The 21,511-nt window shown below is 38.8% G+C and carries 18 protein-coding genes; 7 read left to right on the plus strand and 11 right to left on the minus strand.

Annotated features, from left to right (window positions below):
- Positions 1–11: 11 nt before the first annotated feature.
- Positions 12–1,334, plus strand: coding sequence for an acyclic terpene utilization AtuA family protein (locus QNI22_RS12190; protein WP_314510911.1), 1,323 nt, complete (start codon positions 12–14; stop codon positions 1,332–1,334).
- Positions 1,331–1,648, plus strand: a complete 318-nt coding sequence (locus QNI22_RS12195; protein ID WP_313996581.1) for an AtuA-related protein — start codon at positions 1,331–1,333, stop codon at positions 1,646–1,648. Before QNI22_RS12190 ends, QNI22_RS12195 begins: the two co-directional genes overlap by 4 nt.
- A 1-nt stretch (position 1,649) precedes the next feature.
- Here QNI22_RS12195 and QNI22_RS12200 read toward each other — a convergent pair whose 3' ends face one another.
- The 11 genes from QNI22_RS12200 to QNI22_RS12250 all read right to left on the minus strand — a co-directional run bounded on the left by QNI22_RS12200 (position 1,650) and on the right by QNI22_RS12250 (position 15,702).
- The gene (locus QNI22_RS12200) at positions 1,650–2,978 is read right to left on the minus strand and encodes a sensor histidine kinase (protein WP_313996583.1); all 1,329 of its coding nucleotides are present in this window, start codon (positions 2,976–2,978) and stop codon (positions 1,650–1,652) included.
- Positions 2,979–2,992: 14 nt separating this feature from the next.
- Entirely contained in the window at positions 2,993–3,670 is a 678-nt protein-coding gene (locus tag QNI22_RS12205) for a response regulator transcription factor (RefSeq protein WP_313976089.1), read from the minus strand.
- A gap of 98 nt (positions 3,671–3,768) precedes the next feature.
- Positions 3,769–4,476, minus strand: a complete 708-nt coding sequence (locus QNI22_RS12210) for a hypothetical protein (protein WP_314510912.1) — start codon at positions 4,474–4,476, stop codon at positions 3,769–3,771.
- Between the two features lie 162 nt (positions 4,477–4,638).
- Entirely contained in the window at positions 4,639–5,997 is a 1,359-nt protein-coding gene (locus QNI22_RS12215) for a BNR repeat-containing protein (protein WP_314510913.1), read from the minus strand.
- 626 nt (positions 5,998–6,623) lie between these two features.
- Complete coding sequence (nhaD, locus tag QNI22_RS12220; protein ID WP_314510914.1) at positions 6,624–7,901, minus strand: sodium:proton antiporter NhaD; 1,278 nt, start codon at positions 7,899–7,901, stop codon at positions 6,624–6,626.
- Positions 7,902–8,241: 340 nt separating this feature from the next.
- Positions 8,242–8,502, minus strand: coding sequence for a hypothetical protein (locus QNI22_RS12225; protein WP_313976083.1), 261 nt, complete (start codon positions 8,500–8,502; stop codon positions 8,242–8,244).
- Between the two features lie 94 nt (positions 8,503–8,596).
- A complete protein-coding gene (locus QNI22_RS12230) occupies positions 8,597–9,184 on the minus strand; it encodes a chemotaxis protein CheB (protein WP_314510915.1) in 588 nt (195 codons plus the stop codon).
- Complete coding sequence (locus QNI22_RS12235) at positions 9,166–9,978, minus strand: CheR family methyltransferase (protein WP_314510916.1); 813 nt, start codon at positions 9,976–9,978, stop codon at positions 9,166–9,168. Before QNI22_RS12235 ends, QNI22_RS12230 begins: the two co-directional genes overlap by 19 nt.
- Positions 9,979–9,996: 18 nt before the next feature.
- Positions 9,997–10,368, minus strand: coding sequence for a response regulator (locus QNI22_RS12240; RefSeq protein ID WP_314510917.1), 372 nt, complete (start codon positions 10,366–10,368; stop codon positions 9,997–9,999).
- A gap of 63 nt (positions 10,369–10,431) precedes the next feature.
- Positions 10,432–14,073, minus strand: a complete 3,642-nt coding sequence (locus QNI22_RS12245; protein ID WP_314510918.1) for a response regulator — start codon at positions 14,071–14,073, stop codon at positions 10,432–10,434.
- A gap of 6 nt (positions 14,074–14,079) precedes the next feature.
- Positions 14,080–15,702, minus strand: coding sequence for a hybrid sensor histidine kinase/response regulator (locus QNI22_RS12250; protein WP_314510919.1), 1,623 nt, complete (start codon positions 15,700–15,702; stop codon positions 14,080–14,082).
- A gap of 553 nt (positions 15,703–16,255) precedes the next feature.
- Here QNI22_RS12250 and QNI22_RS12255 point away from each other — a divergent pair.
- The 5 genes from QNI22_RS12255 to QNI22_RS12275 all read left to right on the plus strand — a co-directional run bounded on the left by QNI22_RS12255 (position 16,256) and on the right by QNI22_RS12275 (position 21,341).
- Complete coding sequence (locus tag QNI22_RS12255; RefSeq protein WP_313996603.1) at positions 16,256–17,002, plus strand: LiaF transmembrane domain-containing protein; 747 nt, start codon at positions 16,256–16,258, stop codon at positions 17,000–17,002.
- A gap of 49 nt (positions 17,003–17,051) precedes the next feature.
- Complete coding sequence (locus QNI22_RS12260) at positions 17,052–17,483, plus strand: DUF4288 domain-containing protein (RefSeq protein WP_314510920.1); 432 nt, start codon at positions 17,052–17,054, stop codon at positions 17,481–17,483.
- Between the two features lie 69 nt (positions 17,484–17,552).
- The gene (locus QNI22_RS12265) at positions 17,553–18,590 is read left to right on the plus strand and encodes a sensor histidine kinase (protein ID WP_314510921.1); all 1,038 of its coding nucleotides are present in this window, start codon (positions 17,553–17,555) and stop codon (positions 18,588–18,590) included.
- Positions 18,587–19,330 carry a LytR/AlgR family response regulator transcription factor gene (locus tag QNI22_RS12270; RefSeq protein ID WP_314510922.1) on the plus strand — a complete coding sequence of 248 codons (744 nt, stop codon included), beginning with the start codon at positions 18,587–18,589 and terminating at the stop codon, positions 19,328–19,330. Before QNI22_RS12265 ends, QNI22_RS12270 begins: the two co-directional genes overlap by 4 nt.
- A gap of 697 nt (positions 19,331–20,027) precedes the next feature.
- On the plus strand, positions 20,028–21,341 hold the full coding sequence (locus QNI22_RS12275) for a hemolysin family protein (RefSeq protein ID WP_314510923.1): 1,314 nt from the start codon (positions 20,028–20,030) through the stop codon (positions 21,339–21,341).
- The last annotated feature ends 170 nt before the right edge of the window (positions 21,342–21,511 follow it).

Here is a 21,511-nt window from a genome sequence, read left to right on the forward strand (position 1 = left end):
CATACTTTATCATGAAACACAAGATACGAATAGGATGTGGAGCAGGATTTTCTGGTGACCGATTAGAACCTGCTCTTATCCTGGCAGAAAAAGGAGATCTGGACTATCTGGTGTTGGAATGTCTTGCGGAGCGTACAATTGCGTTGGCTCAAAAACGTAAATTACAGGATGCAACCAAAGGATATGACCCATTGTTGGAGCGCCGAATGCACAGTTTGTTACCACTGATCAGGAAAAACAACATTCGGCTTATCACCAATATGGGAGCAGCTAACCCTGTAGCTGCAGCAGAAACTATTTGTCAAATAGCCCGGCAATTACATCTGGATATCATTGTAGCTGCTGTAACAGGAGATGATGTATTGCCATTGTTATCAGGCACTGAAAACTCTATTGAAACAGGAGAACCCTTACATACTTCCGGAAAATTAATTTCCGCCAATGCCTATCTGGGTGCAGATGCCTTATTACCTGCCTTAGCAACTGATGCTCACATCATCATCACCGGACGTGTAGCAGACCCTTCTCTTTTTGTTGCGCCGTTAGTGCACAGTTTTGGATGGTCTTTAGACGATACAGAACGAATTGGACAGGCAACAGTAATTGGACATCTAATGGAATGTGCAGGACAGTTAACAGGTGGATATTTTGCTGATCCAGGTAAAAAAGATATTCCAGACTTTGCCAATCTGGGTCATCCTTTTGTTGATGTCTGGGAAGATGGAACAGCCATATTTAGTAAGGTACCGGGAACAGGTGGCACAATTACTCTTGCAACAGTTAAAGAACAACTTTTATACGAAGTTATGGACCCCAGCCAATACTTTACTCCGGATTTGGTAGCTGATTTCACAGGAGTACATTTAACACAGACAGGAACTAATCAGATTCAGGTTGTTGGAGGGAAAGGACAACAGAAACCCGAAACGTTGAAAGTAAGTGTAGGATATGCAGCAGGGTTTATTGGAGAAGGAGAGATCTCCTATGCAGGGAGCAATGCTTTGCAACGGGCACAACTTGCAGGTGAAACCATCCGGCAACGGCTTAGCTCTTCATTTTCAGATATACGTATCGATTACATAGGCAGTACTTCTGTACACCGAACTTCCTTTGGGCACCATCCAGAGCCTTACGAAATACGTCTTCGGGTAGCAGCGAAGGCGTCAACCTCAACACAGGCAGCTCTGGTAGGTGAAGAAGTAGAAGCACTCTATACCAATGGTCCAGCTGGAGGTGGTGGAGCCCGCAAATACATCCATGAAGTGGTAGGTATTGTTTCTACACTAATTCCTCGTACCCAGGTTCAATCAACAATTTCTTTATATCAGGCATGAAAATCAAACTCTACGATATAGCGCATAGCCGTGCAGGTGACAAGGGAAATACACTTACCCTATCACTGATTCCCTATAAATCCGAATATTATCCGATTCTTTGTAATCAAGTGACTGTAGACTCTGTAAAACAGCACCTCAAAGATATTGTATCAGGAGAAATTATACGCTATGAACTACCTAATCTACCAGCATTACACTTTGTCTGTAAACAGGCATTATTAGGAGGCGTTACGACCTCTCTAGCGGTAGATACTCATGGCAAAAGCCTTAGTTTCGCACTATTAGAAATGGAAATTGAAGTGAATCTATAGATCAATCAGTAATCGGGAAGAAAGGAAATTGAATCTGCACACAAAACATTTCATTTTCATTCGTTAAGGATAATGTTGCCTGATGAAGTTCCAGAATTCGTCGACTTATCCATAAACCCATTCCAAATCCGCTAGCCAATGTATCCGTCTGATAAAATGCGTTTGTTAGAGCATCCAGATCTATTCCACTTCCACTATAGTGATTTTCAAAGATCAAAGTCACCTTTCGTTGTTCATTTCGAAAAAGCCTTATCTGAATAAGGTCGTTTTCAGGAGCATATTTGATAGCATTATCAAAAAGGTTACTTACAACTGTTTTTAGTTTTGAAGCATCTCCCTGCACATCGAATGAATCAGTATGCGAATCCAAATCGATACTCAAACGCAATTGTCTCTGGTGTAATAACAGAGTAAACCGATCTGCAACTTCCAATAGCAACTCATCCATCTCTACTGTAGTAGGCAATAACAACAGATCTGGATTCTTCAAGGAACTGACCATCAGAAAATCTTCAACCAAATTTCGAAGCCGATGTGTTTCTGCCAACTGGTTTTCCAGTAGTTTTTGTATATCCTCTGGTAAATTCCCGCCTTTTAACCTTACCTGTATCTCAGTCTGCAGAATGGCAAGGGGTGTTCGTAACTCATGGGAAGCAGAAGCGAAGAAATGGTTTTGCTTTTCAACTTCGTTACCAATACGTACCAGCATCTGATTGAAAGTTTCAGCCAACTGCTGAACCTCATCATAGGTTTGTGGTACTTCTACTACTTGTTGGGGACGTTCACTCAGATGGATCTTTCTGGCAACTTCTGTTATGTGCCTGATTGGCTGTAAAAATATATTTCCGGCCAGGTATGCCAGCCAGGCAGCTATGCTACCACTGAATACGATAGTGATTCCCAAAACCCAGGCTATACGATTTAACGTTTCAGCTATTTCAGGCCGGGTACTGGTAAAAAATACAGAAAGAACTGTTTCTGCATCTACAAACTTCGTCACATGAACCACAGGGTTATGACGAAAATTCAGACGATTTGTAATTTTAAACTGTTTAAGCTGAGGAGATTCAAACAATACATGCACAGAGTCTGAACTGATCAATTCTATTCGGGCAGCCTCATCAGCCTGTGGCAAGGGAATCAGAACAGGGTCAACTTCTATACGATCCAGTAAGGCATACGCCTGAGATTCTGTCTGACGAAATGCAGCCCGCTCTACCGTTTTGCGAATTAGTATATAACAAACAACAGCTCCAATAGTTGAAATAAGGATAAATATAACAGCACTTATCAGTGCAATCCGGAAACGAATGGTCTTGTAAAAAATCACAGCTATACTACTTGTTAGTGCGGGTTACTATCCAGAACATATCCTCGTCCAACTATGGTTCGTAGTAACTCTGTTTCAAATCCTTTATTGATCTTTTTACGAAGTTGGTAAATATGTACCTCTATCACATTGCTTCCCATATCAAAATCTACCTCCCAGACTTTCTCAGCAATCTGTGTCCGGGAAATCAGCTTGTCCGGATTCGACATAAACAGTTCCAGTAAAGCAAACTCACGGTTGGTGAGTTCAATCTTTTTACCATTCCGGTTTACTTCATGTTTTACTTTATCCATCTCCAGCCCTGCCACTACCATTTTGGTTACCTGCTGTGTCATAGACTTTCTTCCAATCACTCCAATACGAGCAAGAAGTTCATCAAAATCAAATGGTTTTCGAATGTAATCCAATGCTCCATCATTTAAAGCTCTGATCACATGTTCGGTATTACTTAATGCACTCAGAATAATAACAGGAATGCGAATATTAAAATCACGCAGGTTTTTCAGTACCTCAAATCCGTTTTGTCCTGGCAACATCAGATCAAGCAAAATCAGATCATAAGCTGTAGTAGAGGCATGTTCGAGAGCTATAGAGCCATTGGAAGCAGTATCTACCACATGCCCGGCCTGCTCTAATCCATTAGAAACATGTTCCGCCAGCCGAACCTCATCTTCTACCAGCAAAATTTTCATATCAGAAAACAATTTCTTTTACACATATACAACTTTAATACAAACCTTAAACACAAAAAATGTCCCAAATCCAGGCAGTTGGATATGGGACATAAGAATTAACGTACTGCATAGGTAGTCCCATCTACAGCGAGTGTCTGCGCCATTATCACTTTTGTATTTTCCACAAATACTTCTCCTTCTCTATTACCTCGTACATATCCTGTTATAGTTATCGCTTTTCCAACAGACAGTTTATCACCTAACTGAAAAGCCACATGCGGTGCAAATCGTACTAATGATTTATCCAGGTATACACCGTTTACACGTCCTTCTTTATCTTTAGCAAGAGCTGTGACCTTTCCATCTGCTTTGGTAAACTCTTCTTTCGGGCGACCATCTCTGTCAGGCCTGTGTTCATACACTGTTTTCGATCCAGAAGTAATGCTGTTCAATACAATTACATCTGCTCCGTCTTTTCCAGATCGCTTAAATCCCATAACCGTTACATTTCCGCCTTTTTTAGCAGCCCCCATAATTTCTTTGGCTAAATGAGGCGCAAAGCGCACCTCTGTATTTTTTCCTTCTGCACTCAATGTAAACCCATTATACGCTTTTTCTTCATTATAGGTAAAATCGACCAACGTGCCTTTGTATTCACTTAAAACACGTAAGCCACCTCTTTCACGGCCATGTGGTCTGCCACCTCTCTGGTGAGGTGAACGTCCCTCTTCACGTTGACCCCGATGGTGAGTTTCTTCAGGTTGTTGCGAAAATACAGGAGCACACATGATCAGAGCAATAATGGCTACTAACATTTTTTTCATTGGGGTTTTCATAGTAAATACTTTGGTTAAATGTGAGTTGTTATTGAATTGATACAAAACTATCTAACCAGGTTAAGAGCCATATGAAATAGAAATTAATTTTTCTTCATATTGTTGAGAACTATGATCTATAGGCAAATAACACTAATTATTCTTGCCAGGTCAGCGGCCAAATTTTACTTCCATCACTTGTACTTCCTGTGCAGGAATAACAGACATGCCTTCTGCATCGGTTTGTTCTACCTTCTGGACAAATAAATCCAGAATGCCTTTGTGTTTCCATAATTCTGTATCATAGGTAGGTTCCCATGACCCTACTGATTCAGCACTAAGGTCTTTCACTTCCCAAGCAGGACTGTTGATATTTTGACAGATGGCCACAGAAACCTTACTACCTCGCTCTTCATCCCGAAAAATAACAGCTACGGATGTTTGACCTTTATCCTTCCAGGAAACCAGATAGGGACGGGAAATAGGTATACGTTTGGTGCCACCACCACTCAGACTAAAAGGGGTTTTCCGGAAATTTGTATTCAGGTGACTCCATTTGTTTCCATCATAATATATCACACGAAACTGAGGCACTTTTTCATTTTGATCACGCCAATAGCTGGCAATAAATGGATAGCCATCAGCTCCTGCAAACATAGAGGTCTGATTGATCAATTCACTATTTTGCGGGATTTGCATAACATATTCAGCCGAAGCAGCATTGATAGGTAGCTGGTATCTTTCCCCTGTCGATTTTTCCCAGGTTATGCCGCTATCTCTGGATCGTGCATAACACATATCATGATTGCTGGCTACATTAGGAGATTCACGCCATACCCAGCTGATATGGATTGTACCTTTGGGATCGACATAGGTCTGGCTATAGGCATTTCGCTTCCCTTCACCATCGATCAGATTTGGAGTGATTTGCTGCCACTTTTTACTGGCAGTGAAGTATTTGTTAATTACCAGATTTCCCCTACCAGAAGCTCCATTTCTATAAGAGAACAATAGGTTTCCATCTGGAAATCTATAGAACTGCGGATAAGAAACTTTGTCTTCCAATACTCCTGTCATTGGAAGTTTATAGGTCATAGTTAAGGAACCAGGAGTAATACTTTTAGCATATCGCAACTGATTATCATGATGATCCCATGAAAGATGCAAGTATCCTTCACCATCTACCATAATGCTTATACAATTATGCGCATCATAAGCATTGCCTTTAAAAATGGTTTGAACTAATTCCCATTTCTTACTTTTCAGCTTCCGTTTACCTAAAACTACATGCCGGGTACTATCATAAAATGCAATGTATTGGTAGTTTCCATGTGTGACTAAGGCATTCCTGCGGAATATAACAGTATTTACAGAATTGGATGCCCACCCTTTTCCCACAGGAATAATAGTTACTTCAGGCTCCGTCTTCTGACCATACACAATACCAGCACTAGCTATAAGACAAAGGATAAAAAGCAGAAGAATACGTTTGGCATAAGGAGGAAATAAAAGAGTTATAAAACTCTTCATGCTGCATGGAAAAATAGTATCTGGCATTTGACTAGTGAGTATATATCTATCCGAAGTTTGAGTTTGCCAAAATAGATACAATCAACCATTTATAAAGGGGAAAAGAAATTTTTCTTATACTAGTCTAATCCAACTTCCTGATAGCTAATAGCTTCATTTTCTATTTCTGACAATTATGTCGAGGAAGTCAAAGTACATATCTACATATTTATTCTGTCTATCTCATTTAGGTTACCATTTACGCTCAAATAGTTACTTTTAAAAAATCATAATAGCATAATCTAATGCAAACCACCAAACCTATATTCAGCATTTTATAGAAACACTCTTACTCACTGTTACCGGGGACAGATAGCTGGATTGGTTCCATACAAAAGATCTCGGTTTCCACCTTACCGAGATCCTACCCGGGCCATAGTTCTCCCGTCTGGTATAACTCATACATACTACCCACAGCCATAAAAAAAGACTGCTAACTGAAAGCTTCAGTCAGCAGTGCCTGTCTATGAATAAATCATATTTCCTAATGCGTAAGGGAAATGATGATTGCAAGTTTACAAAATCTACTATGGAACGAAGAAAAAAACACCTTAAAAATACCTTAAAATTTCTGTGGCTCTCTTGTCTTAATGCAGTACCTGATATACCAGCAGGTATGTAGCAGCGCCTCCCAGATATCCAATAAAAGCCAGTATTCCAATGCGTCTCAAATACCACATAAAATCTATTTTCTCCATTCCCATTACAGCTACCCCCGCTGCTGAGCCAATAATAAGGATACTGCCTCCTGTACCAGCAGCATAGGCCAGAAACTCCCATAGCTTATGATCCATTGGATAATTTGTCAAATCATACATTCCTATGGTTGCTGCCACAAGTGGCACATTATCAATTACAGCAGAGGCTAGCCCAATCAATACCACTATTACATCCAGATTGCCGATGGTATTGTCCATCCAGGTAGCTAAACCTTGTAACACATGAGCAGATTCCAGACAACTGATGGCGAGCAAAATACCTAAAAAGAAAAGTATACTGGAAGTATCAATTCGTTGCAAGGCATGTACGGCAGTAAAAGGCTTTCGTTCTTCTTCATCTTTATCTTTGTGTATAATCTCAGAGGCCACCCATACAATACTCAGTCCCAGTAGCATGCCTATATAAGGAGGTAATTGTGTAATAGCCTTAAAGACAGGTACAAAAAGTAGGCTTCCTAATCCACAATACAACATTAAACGCCCACCCTGAATACCTTGAGTGCTGGTGTCTTCAACTTTTGGAGCTATACTAATTCCTTTCAGCTTGAATGACAGATAGATCAGGGGAATAAGCAACGAAACCAATGCAGGAAGAAAAACACCTTTCATAATAGGTATGGCAGAAATCTGTCCGCCAATCCATAACATAGTAGTGGTAACATCACCCAAAGGAGACCAGGCACCTCCGGCATTCGCTGCAATGATAATGATCCCTGCAAAAAATTTACGTTGTTCCTTTTCTGTCACCAGTTTGCGTAACAGGGAAACCATTACAATTGCAGTAGTAAGATTATCCAACAATGCTGAAAGAAAGAAAGTCAACAAGGATAATATCCAAAGAAGCCGGAGTGTATTTCGGGAAGTAATATGATCTGTGATGATACGAAAGCCTTCATGGGCATCAATCAGCTCTACTACAGTCATAGCCCCCAGCAAAAAGAAAAGAACCTCAGCAATCGAAGATAAATGGTGAGAGAGTTCTTCCACCACCTGGTTCGCATTGGAAGCATGAAAAAGTGCATAGATTGTCCAGCACAATACCCCGGTTAGTAATGCCGTCGCTGTTTTATTAAGATTAATCTGATGCTCCAGTGTGATGGCGGCATAACCAACTATAAAAAGAGTGACAAGTAATATAATGCTCATGCGGTAAAAATAACGAAGTTGTCTAACATAATTTTCAAATAGGCTCAACGAGTAGATTTTGTAGCGAGCCGAGTGATTTACCAATAACTCAATCATAACATGTCGCTGGCTATGTTTCGAAAAATAGGTAAAGGCGCAGTACAAAAGATGCCTTTGCAGCTTTATGAGATTATGTTAGACAACTTCAAAGTGCAGAGAGCAAATACCAAGTTCTATAGCGGAAAGCATATCACACTCGTCGTTGGTAGTTAACTATTTATCGGATTGTATGCACAAAAAAATCTCCGTGTTATATACAAACACGGAGATCACAATTTCTATTGAAGCATTTATAAAACAACTACACAAGTTCAGGTTCTTCCACTGTTTCCTTCTGTTCTACAAACGTTTTCATAAATTCATCGATATCAAATGAAAAGCGTTGCACTTTATACCCTGCATAAGGTGCATCTGGCTGCACTTCTTCCAGAGCAAAAAACTGATCTCCTGACAATGGATTACGATACAGACGCAATGCAGTATACTCTACTCCTTTTTTGATCCAGTTTTTCTGCTGTACCTCATTAGGCTTGCAGGTATCATCGATACATATCAATTTCATGATGCAAAGATTATTTATAAAGTTTATTTCTGGAAAATCATTTTTCAGCTAACAAAGTTCCCGGTATATCAAAAATACAAAATCTCTCTGAAATTTACTGGGCAGATAAATTATTGATAATAGCTCCCATCTCTGCCCCATTCACAAGTAAATCTACTTGAGCTATAGCGATGGCCTGCGCTGGCATATAAGATACTTCTGCATCTTCCGGATTCTGAACCATTGTCAACCCTTTTGCTTCCTTTGCTTTTTTTACACCAAGTGCACCATCTGCATTTGCACCAGACAAGAGTATACAAATCAGTGACTCTCCATATGCATCTGCTGCCGTTTCAAAAGTCACATCGATGCTTGGTCTGCTGTAGTGTACCTTTTCTGAGAAGTCCATTGAGAAGGTAAAATCTTTCTCAATCAGTAAATGATAGTCCGCTGGTGCTATATATACATGTCCAGGCAATATCCTTTCTTTTTCTTCTGCCTCCTTTACTACTAAAGTTGTTCTGGAAGAGAAAAGATCAACTAATAGAGATTCTCCATTTTTTTTTCGATGTAATACAATAACAATAGCCAGTGTAAGAGTTCGCTTTAATTCTGATAATATTCCAAGAATCACTTCCATACTCCCTGCCGAACCACCAATCACTACTAATTTGTATTTTTTACTTAGGATATTTTCCGCCATATCTTTTCTTTCGAACTATGTTGTCGGTAGTTTGTAGAGATAGTAGAAAAGCGCAAAGTCTCTTTGGATCCTAATGCCAAAAATCCAAGTGATTCCAGACTATAATCAAAAAGTGAAAACACTCTCTCCTGAAGATTCTGATCAAAATAAATGAGTACATTTCGACAAAGGATCAATTGAAACTCATTGAAAGATCGGTCAGATACCAGATTATGGGTTGCAAATATCATTTTCTGCTTCAGATCTTCATGAAACTTCACATATTCGTATTTAGCCGTGTAATACGATGAAAAATCACGCTTTCCGCCTGACTGAATATAATTTTCAGAATATTGCTTCATCTGACTCAACGGAAATATTCCCCGGCTAGCCTTTTCCAGCACACTAGGGTTAATGTCGGTTGCATACAACAATGATTTATGTAACAGATTGGCTTCCGACAGCAAAATTGCCATAGAATACACTTCTTCACCTGTCGAACATCCGGCATGCCAGATCCGAATCAAAGGATATGTTGCCAGTATAGAAAGTATTTCTGTACGAAGCACTTTGTAAAATGTGGGATCCCGAAACATTTCAGTAACATTCACAGTAATCTCTTCTACAAAACGTTTCAGATATTCTTCATCATTTCTAAGTTTGAATCGAAATTCGGCAAAGCTGGGAAACCGGTCTAGTGAGAAGAGCCGGCTCATGCGTCTTTTTATAGATGCTCTTGAATAATCTGTAAAATCATAGCCATACACTTCCAACAGATCGCTCAACAACCAGTCTACTTCTTCATCTGTAATCATATGGACAATCTGTAATAGTTAATAGTTTGCTAATACCTTTAATAAAGCATCTACATCGATAGGTTTTGAAATATAGTCATTGGCACCTGCCTCTAAACATTTTTCTTTATCACCAACCATTGCCTGTGCTGTTACAGCAATAATGGGAATATGAGATATTTCCTCTTTATTCCGAATATAACCTATTGCTTCATAGCCGTCCATTTCAGGCATCATCATATCCATCAGAACAGCTTTTATACTTTTATTTTGCAAAAGCATTTCTATACCCTCCTGAGCACTGGCAGCTGAAAAAACAATGAACCCTCTGGATTTTAAAATGGCCGTCAGGGCAAAAATATTCCGGCTATCATCATCAATAATTAATATTTTCTTCTCTGTTTGTTCCATATAAAGTATCAACTCACATAGTAGCTATTCCTAAATGGTAGTCATTTCTTATAGTACTTGATTTTATAAAGCTTTATCATATAACCAGACTCGCAATAAAGAAATCAACTGATCAATATCTACAGGCTTGGAAATATAGTCTGAAGCTCCAGCCTGAATACAACGCTCCCGATCTCCAGTCATAGCCTTCGCTGTTACAGCTATGATAGGCAGGTTTCTGAATCGGATCTGTTGCCGTATACGCTGCATGGCTTCATAGCCATCCATCTCAGGCATCATGATATCCATTAATACCAGATTTATTTCAGGATTTTCTTCCAGTACCCGAACGGCTTCCTTACCATCCATAGCAGGCAAAACAATCATCTGATGTGCTTCCAGAGCCTTAGTAAGCGAAAAGATGTTTCGCACATCGTCATCTGCAATCAATACCTTTTTGTTTGCCAGTACCTCACTCATTCCTCCTAGTCTTGGATATTTACTACTTGACTTCTCATTGGCACGACTTTCTTCCATTAGATGCAGAAACAAGGAAACCTCATCCAGAATACGCTGATACGAATGGGCTGTTTTTACTACAATGGAGTCTGCATATTGCTTCAACCGTGACTCTTCTGCCTTTGACAAACTTTTACCAGTAAAGATGATGATAGGCAGGCTTTCGAGACCAGGATTGCGTTTGATTGATTCCAGAGCCTCGTAACTTTTCTGATCAGGAATACCCATATCCAGAATTACACACTCTACCTCATCCCGATTCAATGCTTCCAGACCAGCCGGTATACTCTCTGATATTTCAGAATGGACATTGAAGGTTTCGAGAAAATAGGCAAGAGCTTTGGCATGTTTTGTATTTTCTTCAACAATCAGTACTTTCTTACTTTCCTTCGTCAATACATGTTCTATTTTTTTGAAGACCTCCTGCATTTGTTCCAATGCCACTGGTTTATTGATAAAGTCAACAGCTCCTTTCAATAAACTTTCCTTTTTAGCATAATGTGAGGACATTATGTGCACTGGAATATGACGGGTTTTCGGACTGGCTTTTAATACCTCCATTACTTCCCAACCACTTTTCACTGGCAACTGAATATCCAGTAGAATACCTGTTGGTTTATATTGTTGAGCCAGTATGATTCCTTCATCTCCACGTACAGCTACAATCGCTTTATATCCTTGCTTTTGTGTATACTGCAACAAAGCTTTCGCAAACGGAATATCATCTTCAACAATCAGAATAACCTTATCTGCAGGCAATACAGACAATCGGTCATCTGGAATACTCTCAGGAATAAACTCAGAAGTAAATGTATTCTCTACAACAGGTTGCTTAACTTCTTTTGTCTCTTCAACAACCACCGTTTCAGCTTTAGGAGGTACAGATGCTTTAGGTAGTGAGACAGACTGCTCCTTGTACGCTTGTTTTACAGGTAAGTAGAATGTAAATGTACTTCCTTTACCCGGCTCACTTGTAACCCTAATATCACCTCCTAACAAACGGGTTAACTCTCTGCTAATGGATAATCCTAATCCTGTTCCACCATATTTACGACGGGTAGATCCATCTGCCTGCTGAAAGGCTTCAAAAATAATTTGCTGCTTCTCTTTTGAAATACCTATCCCCGTATCTTTTACCATAAACAAGATATTAGTAGGCTTTTCCGGAGAAGGAGAGATCAATAATTCTACACTCCCTTTGGATGTAAACTTCAACGCGTTGGAAAGTAAATTTTTAAGAATCTGTTCCAGACGCATTTTATCTGTTTCTATATGTGGTACCACACCAGGATCTATCTGCACCTTAAAATCAAGGCCTTTTTCTCTGGCAATCGGAGTGAATAAGGATCGAATAGATGTTGCAACATCCTCTACAGCAATCATAGCATAGTCCAGATCCATTTTTCCAGACTCTATTTTTGATAAATCCAGAATCTCATCAATCAATGCAAGAAGGCCATTACCTGAACTCTGGATTACACGAGCATACTCAATCTGCTCTCCGGAAAGATTAGCCTCATTATTTTCTGATAGCAGTCGGGATAACAGTAATATAGAGTTTAGTGGCGTACGCAATTCATGTGACATATTAGCCAAAAACTCCGACTTATACTTTGTACTCAATGCCAACTCCTCTGCCTTTTGCTGAATTTCCAGGTTTCTTTCTACAATCACCTGGTTTCTTTCTTCCAGTAGCCGGGATCTTTCTTCCAATTCCTGATTGGCTTGTAGTAGCTCTTCCTGTTGCACTTTCATTTCTTCTTCAGATGCCTGAAGTTTTTGAGCTTGCATTTCCAATTCAGCATTGATATTTTCTAATTCATTATGCTGGGCTTGTAATTCCTCGGACTGAGACTGTGTCTCTTCAAATAACTCCTGTAGTCGAATGAGATTCTTTACCCCATCCAGGCTAATAGCAATGATTTCCCGACTATCTTTCAAAAACTGAAGCTGTAAATCGGATAGTTTGTGCAAAGACCCTATCTCAATTACTCCTATAACATTGTCTCGTAATGTAATAGGTACAATGGTGAGATATGCAGGAAGAGTGTTACCTAATGCAGAATTTATCTTGATATAATCGGACGGTAAATCATCTAATGTAATAATGTGTTTGTTTTTAACAGCTTGCCCTAACAACCCCTCACCATACCCAATTTCTTCGGGAGCATCCGATACTCCATATCCTCCCTTCACAAAAAGAGTACGACTATCTGTAACTACATAAAAAACAGCCAATGGAACTTCCAGATAGGAAGCAATTACATTGCTAACATTTGTTACCAACTCTTCTATATTGGTTTGCCCCCGTGTAGCATCACTCATAAACACAGCACCTGCCTGTAACCAGCTATGTTCTTTCATCTGTCTGAAATTCTCCTCCAGTGAATCAGACATTATATTCATAGCCTTTGAGATACGTCCCAATTCGTCGTCTTTCGTATCCGTACTTCGGGCAGTATATTCTCCTGAAGCTATTTTCTGTGTTACACCTTCCATTACTCCAATTCGATGCAATGTCTCCTGGTATCTTGCCCGTTCTTCTTTCTCTTTTACCAGACGCTGCTCCATATCAGAACGAATGCGTATGTAAGCAAGAGCCGTTATAGTCATTGAAATTATAGTTGTAATCAATACCAGAACAGGAACATAACTTATGTATTCATTCTGAGCTGTAGTACGGCTGACTAACAAACGATTTTCTTCTCTTTCAATTCGGTTTATGGCATCACTCAATTGATCCATTATCCGCTTACCATATAAAAGTTCAGGATTTAATGAGTTGGTAATAGTACTTCTGTCTCTGGACTTATCTGTTTCCAGCAATTTCTCAAACTGATTAAATCGCCTCTCGATTAATGTTTTCAGATCACCCAGATTCTTTTGTTGTTGTGGATTATCTTGTGTTAATTCCTGTACCGTATTAAAACGATCAATTACTTTTTTATACGATTCATTGAAAGATGTTAGGAAAGCATTTTCATGTGTAAGCAGATACCCTCTATGACTGGCTTCTGCTTCTTTAACATTGGCAACAATATTATCAGCTTCAAGCAATACCTGATAGGTATGGTTTACCCATTTTGAGTTCTCAATGAGTTGCTGTATACTGTAATAAGAAGCAATAGAACTTAGCAGTAATAATATACCAGAAACAATAAATACTGTACGAATTCTGGCTATTATAGTATTGGAAGTTTTTTCCATACCTGTTTAAATCTTTTTTGTTAAAAAAGTGGTTTTCAATGAATGTGAATCTGAGATAGGCTCCTTTTGTTGGAGAACAGGTAGAATAATTGTAAAGACAGATCCTTGTTCGGGTGTGCTTTGAGCAATAATTAACCCATTATGTTTTTCAACGATCTTTTTAGCTATGGCTAATCCAATACCTGTACCCTCATACTGTTCACTGGAATTTAACCGTTGAAATAGAGTAAAGATTATATCAGCATACTTTTCTTCAAATCCAATTCCATTGTCACGAATATAGATACGGCAATACTCCCCTTCCACAACAGAAGGACTATCCATGCTCAATCCTTCACAAAAGTCGGCTGTAATAGTGACAACAGGAACGTTGTCAGGCTTGGAGAACTTTAGTGCATTACTGATAATATTCTGAAGTGCCTGTCTGATTAAACCTGGAATAACCTCAAGTGATGGCATTGACGAAACAGAAACGAAGGCTTGTTTTTCACTAACAACCAACTCCAGATCACTTAGTATTTCACGAATAATCTCATTCAGGTCTGTTAATTTAAAACTATCTGCTTTGGATAGACGGGCAAAGTTGAGTAAATCCTGAATCAGTGTACTCATTCGTTCTGAAGAATCTGTAATTTTACTGAGATACTCCAGCAAATCAGGGTCTGTGTATTTCTTGCTTTTAATCATGCTACTGAAGATCCTGATTTTGCGCAATGGTTCCTGTAAATCGTGAGAGGCAACAGAGGCAAATTGTTGCAAATCGTGGTTACTAGCCTCCAGTTGCTGATTCGTTTCCTGTAAAGCGCGTGTTCTTTCATTCACTTTTTGTTCCAGAAACTCGCTCAATCGTTTTTGCTCATTGATGTCTGTAAAAGTTCCTACCCATTTTACAATAATTCCGTTGGTAATTACAGGCATTACTCTAAGCAAATGATACCGATATTCTCCCGTAGTGAGTTCTCTGATCCGAAATTCCATTTCCAGTAACTTTCCGGTCTGAATACATTCATTCCATCGGTCTGTCAGTGATTCATCGTCAGTATGAGGGGCTGGAAATATATCTTTTGAATCAGAATATTGATACCATCGCTGATTAACAAATTCAATTTTACCATCGGGTGTCGCTGTAAAAGCAATCTGAGGAAGTGATTCTAATGTGAGGTGTAATCCTGTAAGTGTTGACTGCAATGCTCTTTCAGCTTCTTTTCTCACTTCAACTTCCTGCTGCAAAGCCAGATGAGCATTATTTAAAGCACGGGTTTGTTCATATAACTTACAAAAAGTCCTGACCTTTAACATAAATATGTCAGGGTCTACCGGTTTGGTAATGTAGTCTATTGCCCCGGATTCAAAGCCCTTGGTTACAAAGTTCTTCTCTATATTGACTGCAGATAAGAAGATAATAGGAGTATCTTTGGTACGACTAAGTCCTGATATAGCCTCTGCTACCTCAAATCCATCCATTCCAGGCATCTGGACATCCAGAATAATCAACGAATAGGTATTTTTAAGAATCTTTACCAATGCCTCTTCTCCAGACAAAGCCGTATCTACCTCAAAAGAGTTAAGCACCAGAATACTTTTTAATGAAAGAATATTTTCCGGCTTATCATCAACTATCAGAATCATTAATCTATTATGGTTTGTAGGCAAAAAAGTCTCAACTATCTTACTATTATACTCTATACAAAGGCAATTCCGCCGTCGCAATATACAAATTTGTGGAACAGTTTACGTTTTACACGCATGCCAAAAATTCTAAAATGGCTTTTCAACTGACTTCACACAAGAAAGATGCAATCATCCTGCTTACATACATTTTACTTTTCTACTCCTACTCACTTAGAAGTTACTTAAAATACTCTATAAAGGCTTCAAAGAGATATTCTTTGCTACACTTCCACTTATTTTCCGGTGTGTAGTTTAATGAGTTCACACTCCAAAATATGCTCATTGAGCTACTTTAAAAATAATGTAAACCATCTTTCACACTTAAGTATGAAAACTAACTCCATCCTCTGGTTACAGTACAAAATACACCGACAGTAAAGTTTAGAAGAAATTTCACCGAGATGTAGACCGCATTTACCGACAACTGACTACATATTGCCTCTTCGGCATTGTCATCAACTCCCCGAAGCTATAGATTTGATTAAAAATTACAAAACAAATATCAAACACTATGAAAAATCATTTCTATAATTCACATTCTCAGTCAAGCAAGTTTGTTGTGGGTGCTTTCCTAGTTGCTTTCGGATCGGTTTTTTTCCTGAAACAGCTAGGAACTATATTGCCAGACTGGATTTTCAAATGGCCGATGATTCTGATTATTGTAGGATTGATTACAGGAGCAAAACATCAATACCGTTACGATCAGGGATGGCTTATCATAACCCTAATAGGTTTTATATTCCTCACCAAATATATTTTTCCTGATTTACATATAGTCCGGTTTATATGGCCTGTAGCCATTATCACTGCTGGTGTGTGGATTATATTTGGTAAGCAATCTTTCAGAAGAGAAAAAAAGGACAAACCATATTATTATTCTTCGCTGGAAGATGATGAAACGGATCATGCAACTGACAGTACAGAAGAAAGACTTGATGATGTGGTAGTCTTTGGCGCAATAAAGAAAACTATTCTTTCTAAAAATTTCAGAGGAGGAGAAGCTGTTGCCATTTTTGGGGGCGTTGAATTAAATTTGGTAAACGCAGAAATTCCCAATCGGATGGAACTCGAAATCACACAAATCTTTGGTGGTACAAAGCTGATTATTCCTTCCAACTGGGAAGTAGTGTCAGAAGTAGTAACCATCTTCGGTGGTATGGAAGACAAAAGAAGACGACTTAATGGATCTTTTGACAAAACGCTGGTATTGCAGGGAACTTCAATTTTTGGGGGCATAGAAATTCACACCTATGCCTGATCACTTCTTCCTATAACTATTCATCATCCATTTATTTGACTATAGTCTTATGAACTGGTATAAAGCCACCATTGTATTTCGTGTTATTGGTCAGGATGCTCAGGTTCCGTTGGCAAAAAAACTATGTATCATACATGCCTTCGATCAGCAAGAAGCTCGCCAGAAAGCCAATTCTATTGGTTATACTCAGCAGGATTGCTTTCTGGATCTGAAACAACAGTGGGTGCAATGGCAATTTAGCCATGTTGCAGACCTAACCTTAGTAGGAAAGCTCGCAACTTCATTGCAATGGTCTTCTCATGTTACAGCAAAAAACCAACTGAATGATTATTATTCATCACATTCCTGCCAGGTCATTAGCCAATCAAATCAATATTTTTTCTGGTATCGGACCTATATAAAGTGTATTCAGGCTGTTTCAGGCGTCTTCCGTTATCTTAGTCAATCTCTACACAGAAAAATTGTACGCTATCTGATTTGAATGCTATGCTAGAAAAACAACGCAAATATAAGATCTTCAGGAAATCACCCGGATTGTTACCAAATTTATATGCAACTAGTTCCTTTGTCAGACCGTCGTATTACTGTTTTATTTCTTATAAGTTGGATTTTACTGGCCTCTATACAGGTTTATTCTATCCTGAATGCTGGTTTTACCTGGAAGGACGCTCTGACAGATGCAGTTACAACAAACATACTTCTTTTTATAACCTGCCTGATTGTAAGTAATAGCCTGCGCTATTATCGTCCGGCAACAAGAACAACCATATACCTGTTGAGCATATGCTTGATCTATACAAGCATTGCATTAGTAATAAACCATCATCTACTTGTTTATTTGCTCGATAATCGTTCAGACTATCTGACTTTCGTTTCTCAAACACTTCCTCTTCGTTCAGGAGTAGCATTTCTTATTATTTGCTGGATGACTTTTGTAAATGTATTATGGCAATCACTACAGGAACGAATGGAGGAAGACAAACGCAAAGCAGATACAGAAACACTAGCTCGGGAAGCAGAATTATTCAAACTGCGACAGCAACTACAGCCTCATTTTCTGTTTAACAGTCTGAATTCGATTAGTGCGTTGATAGGCAGTCGGCCGGGAGAAGCTCGCCAGATGATTTATCAACTTTCAGACTTTTTAAGAGGTACATTAAAAAAAGAAGAGAATCAATGGGTTAGTCTGGCAGAAGAATTACAACATCTGCAATTGTATCTCTCTATTGAAAAAGTACGGTTTGGCCACAGACTCAACACAGAAATAGAATGTATTCCAGAATGTTCAGCGTTACAGTTGCCTCCACTCTTATTACAACCTATTGTAGAAAATGCAATAAAATTCGGATTATATGATGTCATTGGAACTGTAACCATTACCATAAAAGCTAGTGTAATAGATAACATTCTCGAAATTGAAGTAAAAAATCCATTCGATCCGGAAACGACACCACCCAGATCAGGTACTGGATTTGGCCTTAGTAGTATAAAACGTCGGCTGTATTTATTATTTGCTCGAAATGATCTTCTACAGACACACACTACACAAAATATATTTACAACTCTTATTCGCATTCCTCAACCATGAAACGTGCCATTATTATAGATGATGAACCTTTAGCCCGCATGATCATTCTGGAATATCTGCAGGACTATCCACAGATTGAAGTTGTTCAGGAATGTAATGATGGATTTGAAGGTATAAAAGCCATTCAGCAACACCGACCTGACCTGGTATTTCTCGACATCCAAATGCCTAAAATCAATGGATTTGAGATGCTGGAACTAGTGGATCAACCACCTTCTATTATTTTCACAACAGCATTTGATTCCTATGCCATCAAAGCTTTTGATGCCCATGCTATAGATTATCTGCTAAAACCATTTTCCAAAGAACGTTTTGATAAAGCGCTGCAAAGATGGATCGAGCAGCCTGCTACTCCGGAAAAAATACAAGGTACATCAGCATTACTCGAAACAGCTTCGCAGCTTCCCAATCAGCAAGATCGTCTGGTTGTAAAAACGGGTAATAACATTCGTATTATACCTACTCATGAGGTATTATATCTGGAAGCAGATGATGATTATGTGAAGATTCATACCCATGCAGGGGTTTTTCTAAAAAGCCAAACAATGCAACACTTTGAAAATGTGCTGGATAGCCAGCAGTTTGTACGTATACACCGCTCTTATATTGTACAGGTACAGCAAATTACCCGCATTGATCCCTATCAAAAAGATACATATACAGCGATACTTAAATCCGGGGCTAAAATTCCTGTGAGTCGTACTGGTTATGGGAAACTAAAAATAGTACTGGGTATATGAGATATTCTATCAAACGGATTTTGCATTTACAAACCCCTATAATAACGAAAGCCCGGCACTCCCACCGGGCTTTGGAGCTTGATGCTCAAGAAAGCTACCTTTCGGCTGCTTTTATATTTTAGTGATACAAAGGAACTATACAGACAGAAGAGTAGCAACAAGAAAAAAAGCATTTTCTGACTTATGTAATATTCTTTTCCGATCATCGTATAAAACACAGCCCAATACCTTATTAATATCCTATGTAAGAACAACTTCTTTTGATCTAAAAAAACCATTTCTCAAGATTACTTTTTGGCAATAAATCCTACTAATTTATGATTATTTACTACAAAACTATCATGAAAACACCTTCTCATCTGTATGTTCAGGCCTCCGTCCGTATTGGTATTGCTCTTTTAGTTAGTGCATTGTGTTATTTTTTACAATAACACAATGATTTAGTAAAGACTTTCGTCTCCTATTGAGTAGAAATATTTCTTATCCCAGATTTCTATTCGGATTACCTACAAATTATAATCCTTCTACAGAATCGCTTTTTCTTTTTTTAATCAAACTCCCTTTGGGCAAAGGCAGATTCTTTGTACTTTTCATGCATCACCGCTTAGCACTGCTTCATTTTTCGGTCAGCATACTTATTTTTTATACCATGCTATCAACTTTTTGATGCATATTTGTTCACTTAATTCTACATATTGTGCTTCTTGATATACTCTTAACATTATTTTTAGTCCTATTAAATGGATTTTTTGTTGCTGCTGAATTTGCCATTGTAAAAGTCAGATCATCCCGCATTGAAGTGCTGGCCGAATCAGGTAGTAAGACAGCCTTAATGGCAAAGAAAATAATAAGCCAGATGGACTCGTATCTCTCAGCTACTCAACTAGGAATTACTATAGCTAGTCTGGCCCTTGGTTGGGTAGGAGAAAGTGTGGTAGCAGAAATTGTAATTGCATGTTTTGATTTGCTTCATATTCAGGTTAATCCAGCTATGGCTCATAGCATTGCAGTGCCAACATCTTTCACACTTATCACTATTCTACATATAGTATTTGGAGAATTGGCTCCAAAATCTCTGGCTATCCAACGATCTGAAGCCACTACCCTGGCTGTTGCCTATCCCTTATATGGATTCTTTGTTGTAGGACGCCCTATCATCTGGTTACTAAATGGCCTTGCCAATTTCATTATACGTTTATTTGGGATTGAACCTGCAGCAGAACAGGAAGTACACAGCCCGGAAGAACTATTGTATCTGGTTGAACAGGGAACAGAAACAGGACTGGTCGAAAAAACAAACTATGAAATCATCCGCAATGCATTCGACTTCTCAGATCGTACCGCACGCCAGATTATGGTGCCCCGTACCCAGATCAGTGCTTTAAATATTGATGCAGATGCCGAAGAAATTGAAAAGATCATTGATGAAGGTTACTCCCGGATTCCTGTATATGAAGAAACGATTGATAATATCATAGGAGTTCTAAATATAAAAGATCTCTTGATTGCCATGCGCAAAGATCCGCAGGTAAGCATTCGTAGCCTGTTACGACCCGCTATCTTTGTACCAGAATCCAAGAAGGTTGGTGATCTGCTTAGCGACCTTCAGCGTCAACATGTTCATCTGGTTGTGGTATTGAATGAATACGGTGGTACCAATGGTATTATCTCCATGGAAGATATTGTCGAAGAATTGGTTGGAGATATTCAGGATGAATATGATATAGAAACGCCAATAGTAGAACATACAGGCAACAATGTTTACCTAGTAGCAGGTAATACTTCTGTTAGTGATGTCAATGAATTTATACCGGAAGCTCTTCCAGAAAGCAAAGAATATGAAAGTATTGGTGGACTGATTATTTCCAAACTGGAACGCTTACCAGCACAGGAAGAAACTCTTATCATAGATAATTACAAGATTACGGTTGTGCAGATGAAACAGAATCAGATTGTACAGGTTCAGTTAGAGTGGATTGAAGAAGGTCATGAAAATGATACAACTGAATAAATAGTATTACAACCTATGCTATGAAATAGTTGTCTTTCGTCAGGTAAGAGACAGCTACTTCATAGCAGCAGCCTGATATTCCAGCATAGAATTATGTACCCATAATTCTGTCATTCGTCTCAACATTTTTCCATTCTACCTCATTTTTTATCTTTTCGTAAATAAAGCTC

Source organism: Xanthocytophaga agilis, assembly GCF_030068605.1.
Lineage (GTDB): Bacteria > Bacteroidota > Bacteroidia > Cytophagales > 172606-1 > Xanthocytophaga > Xanthocytophaga agilis.